The organism is Deltaproteobacteria bacterium, assembly GCA_016930875.1.
In the GTDB taxonomy this organism is placed as follows: Bacteria; Desulfobacterota; Desulfobacteria; order Desulfobacterales.
Genome location: JAFGFW010000071.1, coordinates 1 through 15208, shown reverse-complemented (window position 1 = coordinate 15208; position 15208 = coordinate 1). Strand labels below are relative to the sequence as shown.

20 protein-coding genes are annotated in these 15208 nt (G+C 49.8%); 5 read left to right on the top strand and 15 right to left on the bottom strand.

The genetic code is table 11. The features are described 5' to 3' along the window. Positions 1 to 17 precede the first annotated feature (17 nt). From JW883_07080 to JW883_07060, 5 genes are all read right to left on the bottom strand, one after another. On the bottom strand, positions 18 to 413 hold the full coding sequence (locus JW883_07080; GenBank protein MBN1842026.1) for a dinitrogenase iron-molybdenum cofactor biosynthesis protein: 396 nt from the start codon (positions 411 to 413) through the stop codon (positions 18 to 20). Positions 414 to 444: 31 nt separating this feature from the next. Further along, positions 445 to 1233: a MinD/ParA family protein gene (locus JW883_07075; GenBank protein MBN1842025.1), complete on the bottom strand. Its 789-nt coding sequence runs from the start codon at positions 1231 to 1233 to the stop codon at positions 445 to 447. A gap of 35 nt (positions 1234 to 1268) precedes the next feature. Further along, positions 1269 to 2165 (bottom strand): GGDEF domain-containing protein, encoded by an 897-nt coding sequence (locus JW883_07070; GenBank protein ID MBN1842024.1) that lies wholly within the window; start codon positions 2163 to 2165, stop codon positions 1269 to 1271. Positions 2166 to 2278: 113 nt separating this feature from the next. Further along, complete coding sequence (locus JW883_07065; GenBank protein ID MBN1842023.1) at positions 2279 to 2707, bottom strand: YjbQ family protein; 429 nt, start codon at positions 2705 to 2707, stop codon at positions 2279 to 2281. A gap of 3 nt (positions 2708 to 2710) precedes the next feature. Further along, positions 2711 to 3589 carry a PDZ domain-containing protein gene (locus tag JW883_07060; GenBank protein MBN1842022.1) on the bottom strand — a complete coding sequence of 293 codons (879 nt, stop codon included), beginning with the start codon at positions 3587 to 3589 and terminating at the stop codon, positions 2711 to 2713. Between the two features lie 332 nt (positions 3590 to 3921). Between JW883_07060 and JW883_07055 the strand changes: the two genes are divergently transcribed. The 5 genes from JW883_07055 to def all read left to right on the top strand — a co-directional run bounded on the left by JW883_07055 (position 3922) and on the right by def (position 8878). Beyond that, positions 3922 to 4338 (top strand): YjbQ family protein, encoded by a 417-nt coding sequence (locus JW883_07055; protein MBN1842021.1) that lies wholly within the window; start codon positions 3922 to 3924, stop codon positions 4336 to 4338. Positions 4339 to 4367: 29 nt separating this feature from the next. Next, positions 4368 to 4856: a phosphohistidine phosphatase SixA gene (gene sixA / locus JW883_07050; GenBank protein MBN1842020.1), complete on the top strand. Its 489-nt coding sequence runs from the start codon at positions 4368 to 4370 to the stop codon at positions 4854 to 4856. 128 nt (positions 4857 to 4984) lie between these two features. Further along, positions 4985 to 6799: an LOG family protein gene (locus JW883_07045; GenBank protein ID MBN1842019.1), complete on the top strand. Its 1815-nt coding sequence runs from the start codon at positions 4985 to 4987 to the stop codon at positions 6797 to 6799. A 12-nt stretch (positions 6800 to 6811) separates the two neighbouring features. After that, positions 6812 to 8077, top strand: coding sequence for a hypothetical protein (locus tag JW883_07040; protein ID MBN1842018.1), 1266 nt, complete (start codon positions 6812 to 6814; stop codon positions 8075 to 8077). Positions 8078 to 8350: 273 nt separating this feature from the next. Further along, positions 8351 to 8878, top strand: a complete 528-nt coding sequence (gene def / locus JW883_07035; protein MBN1842017.1) for a peptide deformylase — start codon at positions 8351 to 8353, stop codon at positions 8876 to 8878. Here def and JW883_07030 read toward each other — a convergent pair. The 10 genes from JW883_07030 to JW883_06985 all read right to left on the bottom strand — a co-directional run bounded on the left by JW883_07030 (position 8875) and on the right by JW883_06985 (position 14928). Continuing rightward, a complete protein-coding gene (locus JW883_07030) occupies positions 8875 to 9501 on the bottom strand; it encodes a YkgJ family cysteine cluster protein (protein MBN1842016.1) in 627 nt (208 codons plus the stop codon). The two genes, def and JW883_07030, sit on opposite strands and share 4 nt — an antisense overlap. Before the next feature lie 235 nt (positions 9502 to 9736). Continuing rightward, positions 9737 to 9937, bottom strand: a complete 201-nt coding sequence (locus JW883_07025; protein MBN1842015.1) for a cold-shock protein — start codon at positions 9935 to 9937, stop codon at positions 9737 to 9739. A 352-nt stretch (positions 9938 to 10289) separates the two neighbouring features. Then, positions 10290 to 10607 carry a TusE/DsrC/DsvC family sulfur relay protein gene (locus JW883_07020; GenBank protein MBN1842014.1) on the bottom strand — a complete coding sequence of 106 codons (318 nt, stop codon included), beginning with the start codon at positions 10605 to 10607 and terminating at the stop codon, positions 10290 to 10292. Between the two features lie 203 nt (positions 10608 to 10810). After that, the gene (gene pyrR / locus JW883_07015) at positions 10811 to 11347 is read right to left on the bottom strand and encodes a bifunctional pyr operon transcriptional regulator/uracil phosphoribosyltransferase PyrR (GenBank protein ID MBN1842013.1); all 537 of its coding nucleotides are present in this window, start codon (positions 11345 to 11347) and stop codon (positions 10811 to 10813) included. Between the two features lie 103 nt (positions 11348 to 11450). Next, on the bottom strand, positions 11451 to 11939 hold the full coding sequence (locus JW883_07010; protein ID MBN1842012.1) for a zinc ribbon domain-containing protein: 489 nt from the start codon (positions 11937 to 11939) through the stop codon (positions 11451 to 11453). A gap of 108 nt (positions 11940 to 12047) precedes the next feature. Then, positions 12048 to 12902, bottom strand: coding sequence for a 16S rRNA (cytidine(1402)-2'-O)-methyltransferase (rsmI, locus tag JW883_07005; GenBank protein ID MBN1842011.1), 855 nt, complete (start codon positions 12900 to 12902; stop codon positions 12048 to 12050). A gap of 10 nt (positions 12903 to 12912) precedes the next feature. Then, positions 12913 to 13293 (bottom strand): YraN family protein, encoded by a 381-nt coding sequence (locus JW883_07000; GenBank protein ID MBN1842010.1) that lies wholly within the window; start codon positions 13291 to 13293, stop codon positions 12913 to 12915. A gap of 31 nt (positions 13294 to 13324) precedes the next feature. Then, on the bottom strand, positions 13325 to 13939 hold the full coding sequence (locus tag JW883_06995; protein MBN1842009.1) for a ribonuclease HII: 615 nt from the start codon (positions 13937 to 13939) through the stop codon (positions 13325 to 13327). A 45-nt stretch (positions 13940 to 13984) separates the two neighbouring features. Next, a complete protein-coding gene (gene rplS, locus JW883_06990; protein MBN1842008.1) occupies positions 13985 to 14332 on the bottom strand; it encodes a 50S ribosomal protein L19 in 348 nt (115 codons plus the stop codon). A gap of 14 nt (positions 14333 to 14346) precedes the next feature. Next, positions 14347 to 14928, bottom strand: a complete 582-nt coding sequence (locus tag JW883_06985) for an RNA methyltransferase (GenBank protein ID MBN1842007.1) — start codon at positions 14926 to 14928, stop codon at positions 14347 to 14349. Positions 14929 to 15208: the final 280 nt, after the last annotated feature.

The window sequence follows — 15208 nt, the reverse complement described above, 5'->3', positions numbered from 1 at the left end:
AATCCTTCTGGTGCCTTCTATGCCGTTAAAACCAAGTGCTTTCGTGATTCGCCCTTTTGGTATTCATCCTGAATCTTTCCCATGTTTTCTTTCACGATTTCAATCGCATCAGTGATCTTCTTGGTCCTAATAACGACACAGAGGAACTTCTTCAACAGCCTTGGCAAATTCGGGCCATACACCCTGGCTACCAATACATCTACATTTTTCAACGCCTCCATGGTCGCCTTTGCCTTTTTCGGATCACCGTGCTTCATGGCCTCATCGCCCTTGTACTTCGAATTGTCCCTTCTTCCCAGAAACGTGGCTTCCCCGTCGGAAAACTTGTAGACGTCAAAAAACTTGGCCTGGCCCGCGTGCTCCTTGATCATGTCCTCCCCATCATCAGTGCTAAAAGCAAAGCATAGTTCCATGCCATCCTCCTTTATTCTTCCGGCATTGGGGCTATTTAGCCGCAGGCCCCTCTGTGGCCACGGCTTGTGGCTTCCAGTTGGAAGCGGCTCTGGCAATGTTGAAGCAATTGATTCCAACCCTGGAGTTCGGGTGGGTCTGTACCAAAATCTTCTGGTTCACAATAGACCCCGGGATTGCCTCGTCGCTGACAATGTGGCCGAGATAGTGCAAGGAAATGCCCAAGAAGTCCCTGCAGACCGTATCAATATGGCCGAAAAGCCGATCCGCTTCCTTTTCGTCCCTTGCTGAATTGACAATGATCCCAAAGGATGTCCTGTCAAACCGCTGGTGCATGACCTTGATGACTGCATAGGCGTCTGTCAAACTGGTCGGCTCTTTGTTCAGCACAATGATATTCCTGGGGGCAAATAGACTAAACTGAAGCACGACCTCCGAGATCCCTGCGCCAGTATCCAGAAGGACCTCATCATAATTTGGAAAAATGGAGCTAAGAGCGCTCTTTATCATCTGGATCTTCTCGTAAAGCAGTTGGCCCATCTCCTTCACGCCGGAACTGGCCGGAAGCAGGTCAAACCCCGCCTTGGTGGAAGTGATCACATCTTGAATAGTCTGGTCTCCGAAAACCACATCTTGCAGTGTAAACATAGGCGTGATCCCCAGGAGGATATCCATATTGGCAAGGCCCAAATCACAGTCCACCACAAGGACTTTTCTTCCCTTCCTCACAAGGCAAGCTGCGAGGTTGGCAGTAATGAACGTTTTTCCCACACCTCCTTTTCCGCTTGCAATAGAGGTGATAACAGGCTCTTTTGACTGCATTGGCGATACTCGACCTTTCTGAGTTGAATTGATGTTTATCGTCCCTTCTTGTCATCCCTCCTAAGGAGAATGGCTCTCTCGTCCTGAGTCACAGGCGCCACCTTGCCGACTTCCGGGAGCTTTCCTTCGTAACAAACCCTGTTCTTGCCGCCTTCCTTGGCCCTGTAAAGCGCCTTATCGGCCATGTTAACAAAAACACTCATTTCTTGTCCGCAAGATGGATCATACTCTGCCAGTCCTATACTGACAGAAAAGGGGTTGTCCAGCTTTGCCGGTATCATGACAACCGACTCCCTCAGCCTTTGAGCGATACGCAAAGCGTCAAACAAGGTGGTAGCCGGCATAATCACCGCGAATTCATCGCCTCCATATCGGCACAGGATATCCGTCGGCCTCAGCTTTTCGCCTATTACTTCCGATACCTTCACCAAAAATTTGTTTCCCTCATCGTGGCCCAGAGTGTCGTTCAAGAGTTTAAAGTCATCCAAGTCTGTCATCATAAGCGAGCAAGGCTGGCCCGTCCGTCTGGTTCGAGCCATCTCAACCTCAAGCTGTTTAGCAAAAAAACGATAATTGTAAAGGTCGGTGAGTCCGTCAGTGAGGCTCAAAGACCTCAGGGACTTGTTTTCTTTCTCAAGCTCCGCGACCCTTTTTGCCAAATTTTCCCGGGTGTGAACAACGACGTCGGTAACCTGTGTAAGGGCTTTCCTCTCAGAATCGGAGAGTTCATCTGCCAGGATAGCAAATAGTTCCGGGTTCCGATTCTTGCCCGAGTCCAACCACACTGATATGGCCTTATCTTTTTCAAGGAGACGAAGGATATCGGTAAGGGTTTGAACCTTTCGGGTAGAGATTGACGCCCCCTGAATTATCTGAGGAGGTTGGTTCGTCAAAGGCACGGCCGGATCCACTTTATGCTTTGAAGAAGACATCTAACAATCCGAAAACAAAGATCCCGTTTCCTCTGCCCGTGAGGTCTCTGGTCTCACACGGTCGCAAGAGGGGAAGGGCGCCCTGTCGATGAATCAGATGATAAGTTTGCAAGCTACGTGCCAATCACCGTGACCTCTATCGACCTTTGGCGTGGGCGGTTGTCGTGGTTGATGACCACAACCTGCTGCCACGTTCCAAGGGCCAATGCGCACTTGCGCACTGGAATTACAAGCGAAGGACCCAGCAAGGCTGCCTGCACGTGGCTGTGGCCATTGCCATCATGCCACGCCTTTTCGTGCTCATACTCCATGCCCGGAGGCGCGAGTCGCGTGATAGCCCTTTTCAGATCTTCAACAACGCCAGGCTCATACTCAATCGTTGTGAGTGACCCTGTTGAGCCAATAACAGAGGCATGTAGAGTGCCATTTTTTATGCCGGCCCTCCGGGCCATTGAAGAGAGCTGGCCAGTGATCTCCACAATGTCTGGTCCGATGGCCAAGGAAACTTCCAGGCTATCACAATATACAACCGTAGCGCTCATGGCTCATGCACCTCCATTGACCCCCACCCATTCGCGCAAACGATGCAGCTCGCGTTGGAGGATATCCCTTTGTCTTTCAAGTTTTTTCCAAAACTCTTTCAGGCTGTCCAAGTCCTCCTGAAAACGAGACTGCCTCAACTTGACTTTGGCTTTGCTCTTCTTTTCAGAGCGAATCATCGTCACTTCAATTTCGTCCCCAGGGGCGTAATCCCTCAAAATGTCCCGCACATCATCTGAGGACCCCACTTTCTCACCTTCTATCCGTGTCAAGATGTCTCCCGACTTCAAACCTGCTTCCTTTGCCGGACTTCCTTCCTCCACGTCACTAATCAGCACGCCCTCACCAGGCTCCACCCCGAAATATCCGGCCAGGTCTTCATTCAAATCCTGTAAAATAACCCCCATGTAAGGTCTATCGTCCCAGACAGACCAGAACATTCGTGGCCATCGCCTGAAAAACTCAAAAGGATCTTCGTCTCCGTCATGGGCCCCTAATGCGACTTTTAACCTTTTCTTCTTGCCATCATGAATGACCTCCAGCAGAATGGTGTCACCAGGGTTTTTCCTGCGGATCATCCTATAGAAATGTCCGGGACTCTTTATTTTTGCTCCATCCAAAGAAAGAATGATGTCTCCTGCTTCCAAGTCCACCTTATCGGCAGGCGAATCGTCTGCCACTACCGTGACCAGCACGCCTTTGCCGGGACGCAGATCAAACTTCCTTTCATCCTTGGCTTCGACCTTCCCCACGGAAACCCCCAGCCAGGCAAGCTCATTGTCCTTGCCTCCGGTAGCCTGGAGGGATTCCGCATGAAGGCCCAACACAGCGGCACAGAAAACCATTGCTATGGTGCATAAAATCAGGCGTCTTCCTGTTTTCATAACCTCACCTTTTTTTCATACCACATCTATTATCTTTTTTGAATGTTTCATGAAGATAACAGCACGTCAATGTTTAACATAATGTTTTACAATAAGAATTGCCTCGTTCCTAAAATCCCCCTTGCCAACCTTTCCCAAAGGGGGGTAACATAAATAATTTTCCTTTTCAAAGGGGAATTTTGATGCTCGTCAGAAATACAACTTTGACGTTGCCGTGACGCAAACTCGGCAAGGTGTTGCAAGGACGACGCGGTTTCTGTTATAAGGTCCCAAAGGCATGTCCCTCTGCCAGGGCCTATCGATGCACAAAGCAATTAGAGGAGATGAAGGAGATGAAAAATTATCGAAAAGAGCTTTGGTTCAACGTGCCAACAAGACGAGCCTTTGTCAACATCACCCCACAGGTTAAGGAATGCCTCAGAGAAAGTGGCATCAGAGAGGGCCTTGTGCTAGTAAACGCCATGCACATAACGGCTTCCGTGTTTATAAACGATGACGAATCCGGACTACACCACGACTATGATGTGTGGTTGGAGAAATTGGCGCCCCATGAGCCTGTCTCACAGTACAGGCATAATGTGGGTGAAGACAATGCAGACGCCCACATGAAAAGACAGATCATGGGCAGGGAGGTTGTCGTAGCGGTCACAGACGGAAAACTGGACTTCGGGACCTGGGAACAGATTTTCTATGGCGAGTTTGATGGTCGAAGGAAAAAGAGGGCGCTGGTTAAGATTATCGGTGAATGAAGAGTGTCTCAATAACAGGAGGTGATCACATGGAAATCTATCTCATGCAACACGGCCCTGCCCTGCCAAAGGACCAGGACCCAGAGGAAGGGCTAAACCCTGAGGGGGAAGCAAGGATTCATGCCAGTGGCCAGGCCCTTAAAAAGATGGGCGTGCCCTTTGATGCGATTTTGTCAAGTCCCAAGAAGCGCTCCAAGCAGACAGCAGCCATTGTGGCAGAAGAAGTCGGATTTCCTTTGGAAAAAATCGTCGAAACACCAAAGGTTAAAGCCATGACACCGCCTGAAGAGACGATTCAGGCATTGTCCGAGCTTTCAGGTGCGAAGCGTGTGCTCATTGCAGGACACCTCCCATCGGTGGCTGAGGTGGCATCCTTCTTGCTCACACAGGACGCTAAGGCAGCAGTGCAGTTTGAGATGGGTGGGTGCTGCCGAATTGACGTTGACGAACTGCCCACACACTCGGGCCGCCTTCGGTGGTACTTGATCCCTGATCAGCTCAAACTGATTGCCACCTAGCGTAGGCCTCCGGCTTGTAGAGCCTACGGCTCGGAAAGCTCTACGAGCCGTAGGCCGACTAACGTCATACGAAACGAGCGGCGCAACCCCTAAACGATTGACGTATAACCAATAACAGAGGTTTGGCTGTGTCCCTAAACGAAAGCCCTGATTGCAAGATAGAAAAGATCATTAGCGCTGATGACTCTGAGGTTCTTGCGCTGATTTCGGCAGACCTTGATGAGGAACAGATGCAGTATTTCTTGCGCAACCAGGACTGCCTCACGACTGACCTGCACAGCACAAAGGCCAGGCTGGGCATTAACCAGGAAAAACTGGGCCAATTTGAACTGAATGGGAAAAGGATCTCCTATGAAGCCAGGTTATGGTTCTACATACCTGAATATTCCGCAGGCCTCACCATTGACCAGTTGATGGCACCTGGACTTGAGGTGGGCAAAATCTATTTGAGAAACCCTGAACTCAAGTATTCTGCAGAGGAACTCATTAACCTGATCTCAAACCGCACCATCATTGTACCCAAGGGAACCAAAGTGCTGGAGGGGGGCATTCTGGCTGTGCCTGTGATGCCATTTGTCCATCTTCCCAATCCGAGGGTCTTGACACCCCATTATCTAAAAGCTGCCGTGCTGAAAAGAATTCCCCGTGAAGATCTCTATTTTGTCCAGCCTGAGCAGAAGGTGGACCGGGTCATCGTCCCTGCCGGAAGCGGGGTCATATCCCACACGAGCCTTTTTACACAACAAAACGAGATTTACATTCTGGACCCCGAGCACACGGATGCCAGGGTAGGTAGCAAACACACTAATGGCATCATATATCTGGAGCTTATTGGGGGAGCAGAAAACATCGTCAAAGAAACGGTGCACTTCGAAGTCTACAAACCAGCCGTGGCACAACACAGTGTAAGAGAAAGGTTCTATATTGACCTGAAGTCCTCAGCCTTGGAAAGACTTTACGAGGAGCGGTCAGTGGATGAAAACACCGTTGCGGCCATCAGTGAGGCCGAGGGACAAAGATTCATCAAGCTGAACCAAAACTGCAATCAACTGTTAGACGAGCTGCAGCCGAACACATCTCTCGTGCTTCAGGATTTCCCCAGCCGACTCCGTGCGTCTTATCTTATTGTAGCCGCTGATCTGGGACTTATCAAGGATTTGACCTTCAGGAAGGCACCTGAAGAGGAGTACTTTTTCAGATCCGAAGACCTCGTCTTTATGAATACCCTACAGGATATGGGCGTCGCTATCTACTGGAAAAACCCCTTGCAAGGGGACCTCGTCCTGTATAAGCACTTCTTTATGAGGTCTTCCGTGATACCGTCTTTCAATGAGGCCTTTAGCTCAAGAAAGCTGGCAGCGTTCTACGGAACAGCAGGGAATGTGGATGCTGAGACGCAGAAAGAAATTGTGGACAGCATTAACTCCTTCAAGGATTTCCACGGCGGTATTTGCGGTATCCTCACAGGAGGCAATACGGGCAGCGTTATGTCATTTGTCTCCGAAACCACAGCTTCTCTTGGCATGCTTTCCGGGGCCGTGTACTGGAAAATCCCCGGCGTAGACATCGATCCCCACGTGGATTTTGCGGCGTATCTGGCCAGAAATGACTTGCTGGAAAGACAGGAGATTCTATCTGAAACCACAGAGGCAGACATCTATTTCAAAGGCGGCGTAGGCACAAACCTTGAAAATGCCATCACTTTTGTGAAGAAGAAACTCGGTATCGGACATTATAAGCCCCAAATATTTGTTGGAGAGTTTTATGAGCCCCTGCGCGACTGGCTAAACCACCTGGCATCTGAAGGCATGGCGGATCCCAAGGTCTTTGAGAGTTGCTATTTTGTCGAGCATGGAGCTGAGATCTTCGACACCCTGTGCCGACACTTCGGCTCAGAAGACAAGATGATTCATGAGGTCACCGTGAGTGAAACCAGCGAATAGCGTTGTGATGCCGTGATTACAAAAAAGCACATAAGGCAATATTTGGACAGGTTGTCTTCAGATGGTCCCACCAGGCAAGATGGGCTGTCCGATTATTTGTGGCAGCAACTGCATGAATATGTCGTAAAGCATTATAAGCGCCTTGACAAAGGGGCCCGTGCATACGCTGATGAGATGTTTGATCAACTTGATGCCAGCGTGAGACAGAGGATTGATTCCCTCCCTGAAGGTCAGGAAAGAAAGCTGTTGAGCCGCAAGCTTTCCCTAGTTCGGGGGGAACGCTCTCCACTGCCAGTGCTCTATCTGGATACCCCTGTCATTGAAAACCTCATCAGATACGGGCTAGGGCAGCCACCATTGAACTCGACGGCAGAAAACTCAAAGGCCTTGTACGAAGAGATCTTGGCCCTCGTCAAGGACAGAAAGCTCGTATGCCTCGAAGACACCTTCCATCGCGAAGCTCTCCAGATGGGAGGCCGTCAAGCCAGAGAAGGTCTCAATGTCATAAGACAGCTCTCACAAGGCCTCTCATTCAAACACAGCCAGACCATTGAGGACTTTCAGATCTTCAGGGCGCTTCGTGGCTTCATCAACGCAAACGGCCATCTAACCCACCGGAAGTTCTGGAAAGACGCTTTTCAGGAACAAACGGTCCGCGCAATTATGAAGAAACGCTCGTCCATTGAGTTTGGAAGTGTTTTGGCCCTTTGCGACAAGCCGGGTGCAGAAGAGAGGCCTGCCTCCCTGTCAACACGGCTCAGGATTAGGTACGACGAAACCGCACTCAAGCATGAGCAGCAATTGCAACAGCGATCCACACGGCATTTGAGGGATCTGGTCAGACTGGGCATGAAGTATCAGACGATGGTGGCGCACGCACAAGAGCGACATTTGAACGGTTTCTGGGCAGGACAGAAGGTTGATCTGGCCATTGCCTTGTGGAACCACTATCGTGGAAAGCCGGAAGGCCTGGAAGGGCTGATACCCTTTTACGAATCCGAACACTTCAGAGATGTCCCGGCTATCAGAATCAAACGGGACTTGTGGAATGCTCTTGCAGTGAGTCATGAAGATGGCTTGCAGAGAGCGACCGGTCCACAGGACGTAACCGTGTTATCCTCTGTTCTTCCTTACACGGACCTCGTCATCTTGGGTCCTGAGATGAAGGATGTGGCCGAGGACAAACTGGGTCTGGGTGCCAGGTTCGACACTGAAATCTACGGCATGGATGAGCCGGATAGGATCATGGCTGCCCTCAGGGAGGTCGCTCTGGCCTAGTAGGATGTTATTTGAATAACGTTACAATCATGTCATTTCGAGCCAAGCGCCCGCCCTGGCGCGACATGAGAATAATAACCGATGCTATTTCAGCCGTCGTCCGCCTCAGGCGGACTATGGCGAAGGCGGCATATGAACCCGGTCTGGGCCAGGGAGCAATCTTATTATATCAAGTAGTTGTAAAGCTTTCTCCCTCTGGTCGAAATGACACCTTAATAAAGAGACGGAGCACTAGTCCAGGGACCAGGTTTTCCAGGATGAAATAAACACACAATGCCCCTAAGAAAAATTATCACCTACCCTGATACGGTTCTTCGCGAGCGGGCCGAGCCTGTCACGAATATTGACGGAAAGGTCCAACAGCTCATTGATGACATGGCCGACACCATGTACCATGCGCCTGGCATCGGCCTCGCAAGCAACCAGGTGGGAGAACCATGTCGCGTCATCATCTTTGATATCTCACCCAAGAACGAACCCCATGATCTTGTCGTTGTGATCAACCCTGAAATCGTCGAGGCAGATGGCGCGGTGGTAAGCGAAGAAGGCTGCCTCAGTGTTCTTGACTATTCAGCAGAAATCAAGCGCGCGGAGTGCGTCACCGTAAAGGGCCTTGACAGGGAAGAGAACCCGATCACTCTCATAAAGGAAGGTCTCCCCGCTATTGTGCTCCAACATGAGATTGATCATCTGAACGGCACTCTCTTTATTGATCATATAAGCAAGCTCAAGCGGGAGCTTTACAAGAGGAAGTTGAAAAAAATATTGAAGAAAAGAGAATCGTCTGTTCAAAGACTCTAATCCCGGTGGTGTGCCGTCGGCGACAGAGTGAAGGTGTCTCCTTCTTGCTTGACACACAGCCCGAACATGCGGATAGTGGTCGTAAGAGGCCTGCCGAAGAAGAAATCCATTATGCTCGGATCCAGATTGAGCTTATCTGTCAAGAAAGGCCGCACATAGTTGTCATATTGCAAGAGTTCAAGAATTACTTCCACTGCTTTCCTGGGATCCGGCCCCTCCAACCCCTTAACTGCTGAGTCCAGAATCTCATACGCGCATCGTCTTTCGTGGGCATCCATCACCTTAAGGATGCCGTCGTCCGGCTTCACCAGATCCTTTCTTTGAAGATACGGCCTGGTCATGACCTCCTTGAATTCCCGCAAATCCCAGCATTTCAAGGCCCGGCACTCAACTGGTCTGTTTTCATAAATCCCGCAGGCCGTTTTTTCGTTCTCATAAAACATACATGTCCAGGCTTCACCCTGCCCCTTGATCTTGATGATCTCCTGTTCAAGGACCATGAAAACCTCATCAATGTTCCGAACGAGCTCCCCTTTTCTCAGAGTATAAACATGGGCCCTTTCCAAGATACCTTTGGCAAATAGTGTGGCGTCTTCCTCGTGGAGGGCGGGGCCTCCTTTCATACAACAGGTCCCGCAGCGAATGCACTCGGTTCGAGATACCGTTCTGATTGCTGGCATCATATGCTCTAAATTGAAGAACCCTGTCATCTTTGATGACAGGGTTCTTCAGTTGTTTCTAGACTTGCCGGGCTCATCTCCCCGTCAACACATTTCGGATCTGACCCTAACTTCTGTGAACCCAAACCTTAAACTTAAGCCCAAAGGCCCAGGGACAGCGGCCTGTCAACCCCTTAACCTAGGTGGTTTCAACGTTCACTGCCTGCGGACCCTTTTGGCCGTCCTCGACTTCAAATCGAACCCGCTGGCCTTCATATAGCGACTTAAAACCACTGCCGAGAATGGAGCTATAGTGAACAAAGACGTCCTGGCCTTCATCCATGCTAATAAAACCATAGCCCTTTTTCTCATTAAACCACTTTACGGTGCCTTCTGCCATGACCATATCCCTCCTTTCACAATATTATTTAGCCGGGATATGGATCTGACGAAAAAAAAGCCAACAAGACCTGTGGACCTTGTTGGCATCTTATTTTACTTCGCAAAATTCCTATCCCAATCTGACACTTCGCCTAACCCAAAGGTGCCTGGCGACAAAACCATACAACTAACTACCATGAATAATTATTTTATATCACATTATAAAATTATATGTCAACAAAATCTTCTTTTCAAAGGAAATAATTCCTGGCGGCCCCAGACTCCTTGCTTAAAAAAAAGAGGCCCCGCTGCATAGCAAAGCCTCTTTTTTTCGAACGTTCGAATTGTGTTGCAGGATCAGAACCTCTTCCTTAGACGCAGCCGGTCGGCTTGGGAAGACCCGCCATCTTACATGCGCCTTTGCCAGGTCCAGAAGGAAACAGTTCGTAAATGTGTTTCAGTTTGTAACCAGTCACCTTGGAGAAGACCCGAACCATAGGAGCAATCCCGTTTTTCTTGTAATAATCCTGCAAAAAGGTCACGCACTTCCAGTGCTCATCGTTCAGTTCTTCAATCCCCTCTGTCGATTTCACGTATTGAACCCATTCCGGGCACCAATTACCGAAATCATCAATAAAACCATCCTCATCCACATTAAAGGTTTTTCCTGCAAATTCAATCTCCGGCATGCCAACGCCCTCCTTTTCTCTAGTTAATATCTTTACTGTTAACCAGTTAATCCCTGTTGATATCTAGCCCATGGTCTTTATATGAAAAAACGATGTTTGTCAACATGAAAAAAGAAAAAATCGATAGCTCGCTGCTGTGCCGGCACTCCACGCACTTCTCATCTGGAACTTCCCCTTTCAGTGGACAGCCTTTTGGCCTCCTCTCATTGTGAAGTGACCGTGACTTCGTCGCGTCCCGCCTTCTCTTTCAGATACACATTGACCATGGTGTCATGGATTGTTTCAACGTGCTTACCCACATAATTGGCTTCAATTGGCAACTCGCGGTGACCGCGGTCCACCAGAACAGCGAGTTCGATTCGATCCGGACGGCCAAAATCCATGAGAGCATCCATGGCTGCGCGGACCGTGCGACCGGTAAATAGGACATCATCCACCAGGATCACCTGTTTGCCATCCAAAGAGAAAGGCAACTCCGTCTTTTGTACAATGGGCTGATGTCCTATGCGGGTCCAATCATCCCTGTAGAGGGTGATATCAAGATCGCCACGGGGGATGTTCGTGCCGTCAAACGAGAGAATCCTTGCTGCCATGCGATCGGCCAAAAAAACCCCGCCAGTCCTGATGCCAATGATCACCAAGTTCTTAGCGCCCCTGTGCTTTTCCAGGATTTCGTAGGCCATCCGGGCCAAAATCCGGTCAATGTCTGGGCTTTGCAATATAACCTGTTCCGTAGTCATTGCAGTATTCCTATTGAGCCCATTTCCCAGTCGTTTCGCTGTTCCGGTCTTGATGAAACTCTATACAATGAACTTAGGGGCATCGCCCCCACGTTCAGTTACTTCAGAGTTCATACAGTGTTTCATCGTGACGGGGCCTGCCCCCTTTGACCCTCTTGCCTTTCTTTCCTCCGAACATGAACGGCTCCTCTTCTTCCATGATATCACCCAGTTCCGCTTCAATCTGCTCGGGATCTTCCCCGGCTTCCAGCCGTTTCAGGGCCTCCTCCATGCCAGGGCCCAGGCTAGCTCCTGTGGCATCCGTAAGCTTGCGCATCAATCTGGCAGCTTGGCGCGGGTCATCCTCGTTGATTCCCTCAGCCTCCCGGGCCAACATGTCCATAGCCCTTTCCATCTTGGCCTCATCAATAGGCAAATCATCCGTCTCACCCTCGTCCTGCGCCCCCGTGAGCCTGGCAAAAGTTGACATCTGCCTTTCAAGTTTCATTCGTTTACACCCTGGACACAGTGGCAGCTTGGTAGTGTTCACAGACTTTGAGAAGAAGCTAAATATGGTGTTGCAGTCCTTGCAATAGAATTCATAAATGGGCATGCTGTTCCCCTGCTTACCCCTCTGGTAAAGATCCGGGCACAAGGCATTCTTAGGCACTTTAGTATTTCAGTTGACGTTACTCCATATAATGGAGAAGTTAGTGGCAGGTCAACCCTCTTTTTCAAGCTTTAATGCCTCCTCATAGACGACTTTCCTGGAAAGGCTGTATTTTCTGGCCACCTCTTTCGCTCGGTCAGAAAGGGAAAGAGCTTTCTCCATACCCAGCCGTCTCAGGTGATTCCGTATGGTCTCCAGGTCTACTTCCCCTGCCTTATGCCATCCTGACACAAGCAAAGTGCATTCACCCTTCAGAGAAAGACGCGCTGATATTTCTTTCACCATCGTGTTCAACGGCCCCCTCAGGACTTCCTCGTGGAGCTTGGTCAGTTCACGTGCCACCACAGCCTCACGGTTTCCCATGACATCGAGAATCTCTCTCATCAGGTCGAGGAGTCTTTTGGGCGATTCATAGAAAATGAGGGTACTCGGCTCCAGTGCTAGACGGTCCAGCAGTAGTTTACGTTTGCCTGATTTCCTTGAAACAAAGCCGACAAAAACGTAACTATCCGTGGGAAGGCCACACACACTCAATGCAGTGACAACTGCCGACGCCCCCGGTATCGGCACCACAGGAACTGCCTCCTGGATAGCAGCCCTGACGAGACAATAACCCGGGTCAGATATGGACGGAGTGCCCGAATCTGTAACAAGTGCAATGGATGCCCCCGCTTTAAGCTTTTGCAGCAGTTCAGGGGTACGTTTCTCCTTATTGTGGTCATGATAAGAGACGAAGGGTGTGGAGATTTCGTAGCGCGAAAGGAGCTTCCGGGTCTGCCTGGTGTCCTCTGCCGCAATGAGGTCTACTTCTGTCAAGGTCCGAATGGCTCGCAGGGTGATGTCTTCCATGTTACCGATTGGGGTAGCTACCACAAAAAGCGTCCCAGATGAACGGGGAGAAGGCATTGCGGATCTCTCACCAGGCAAGCTCAAAGGCATTCCTGATTATTTCGACATCCGGTTGACCATGGGACAGCCGGATGGCCACAACGTCAAAACGGGCTTTTTTGTCTGTTTGCCCTGTCTTTTTTAGGTATTCAAGGGCAACCATCGATATCTTGCGCTGTTTCTTAGGCGTGACAGCCTGCTTCGGGTCTCCAAATTGATCCGTTCGACGGGCCTTTACCTCTACAAAGGCCAGCGTTCCACCCTCCAGGGCAATGATGTCGATTTCACCTAACCTGGAACGATGGTTTTGCTCAAGGATCTTGTATCCGTCTTTCTTCAGGACCTTGACAGCAATAGACTCACCAAAGGCTCCAGTGCGGCTGCGATGGTCTGCCCGGGAATCTTCCATCCCTGGGACTCCCTTTCCAAACATCTTTCTCCTAACCCGGCCAATTTACATATTCCTTAACGCCACGGAATGTCTTCCGGTGAATCCGGGAACAACCAAAAGCGCGAATGGCGGCACAGTGCGCTTTTGTGGCGTAGCCCTTGTGTCTGCCGAAGCCGAACTCTGGAAACTCATCGTCGTAAATCTCCATAAGTCGATCCCGGGTAACTTTGGCTATAATGGATGCTGCAGCAATGGACAGACACCGCCTGTCGCCGTGTTTGACAGCCTCTTGGGGCAGGCTTGATTCAATGGGAAAAGTGCCGTCAACAAGCAAGTAATCCGGGTGTGGGCGAAGATTATCCGCTGCCATGCGCATGGAAAGGAGAGAGGCCTGAAGGATATTGATACGGTCGATCTCCACAGGATCAACAATGCCTATGCCTATAGAAATGGCATGGTCATAAATCGCACCGAAAAGCTGTTCCCGCCTTCCAGGACTCAGTTTTTTAGAATCATCAAGATGGACTAAATCCACCCTTTCCGGAAGGATCACTGCAGCAGCCACTACCGGACCAGCCAGTGGACCCCTACCAGCCTCATCAATGCCAGCAATCTTTGAATAGCCTTCTTTTCGAGCCGTTTTCTCAAAGGATTTGGAATCCATGTCTGCGATTCTTGAACCCGCATAAGCGACAAAGGTCCGCCAGACCTAGCGAGGGCGAAGCTCCTTGATCCGGGCTGCCTTGCCTCTCAGTTTCCTCAGATAGTAGAGACGAGAGCGACGGACACGACCTCGGGTGACCACCTCGACTTTTTCAATACTTGGGGAATGCAAGGGGAAGATACGCTCAACACCTATTCCGTAAGAGATCTTTCTTACGGTGAATGTGGCATTGGTTGTCCCTTTACGCTTCCTGATCACAACGCCTTGAAAAAGCTGAATCCGTTCCTTTTCCCCTTCTTTGATTTTAACGGAGACCTTTACCGTATCACCCGACTTAAAAAACGGCAGATCAAACCGCATTTGTTCCTTTTCAATCGCTTTGATTGCTTCCATATTTTCCTCCAAAATTATATTCTATCCGTTCCAAAAAGCCTGTCAAGAACAATGGCAGTGGCCGAGCGAACTGACAGGTGGTTGTAATCCATAGGCCCCATGATAGGGGCAAGAACATAATCCGCTGCTTCAATAAACCCTTGCGTCAGTCCCCAGCCCGTCCCGAACAATAGCAAAAAGGGTCGATCCGAACTCAACATTTCCGACAGCTTCCCATAGCTGATGTTTCTAGGGTGTGGCCGTGCATCTGTAATGACTGTAACCGGTCTATCATGGCCATTGCAGGCAATATCCTCCAGCGCAGCATCAAGGGACGCTACAATACTGACCAGTTCTAATGCCGCCTTGCGATCAGGATTGTATTTGCCCCCCGCGCCGTCTGTCCAGTGAGAAATAATCCTTCTAAGAAGCTCCTGCTGGTCTACCAGGGGGGTCACCACATAGAAAACCTTAATACCGAACGTTTTAGCCGCCCTTGATATGTCGTGCAAGTCCAGGTTGCTGACGGCCGATGCGATCACCTCACCTGATTTATTGTATACAGGATAGTGTATCAGGGCCAAGTAAACCCTGTTGGATCTCACAGGGTGCATCATACCACGTGTGAAACGGATTAGAGCAAATATCCACACCCAGAGGATGTGACTTTGATCTGCCCCCTTGTCGGAGATCCCGTTATCTTAACGGGGAAGAGGGCCGGACGTTCGCAAACTCATAAGTGCCTAAGAAAAAAATGCCTAGAATTGTAAAATGCCTAAAATTGGGGTTGCACGTTCTGTTCTTAACTTAAGTTGTTCCGGTAAAAGTCAAGAGTTTTTTTACAAATATTTGCGGGTACGTTATGCCGCAAATGTTCTCGAGTCGTTCTTTGAAAAT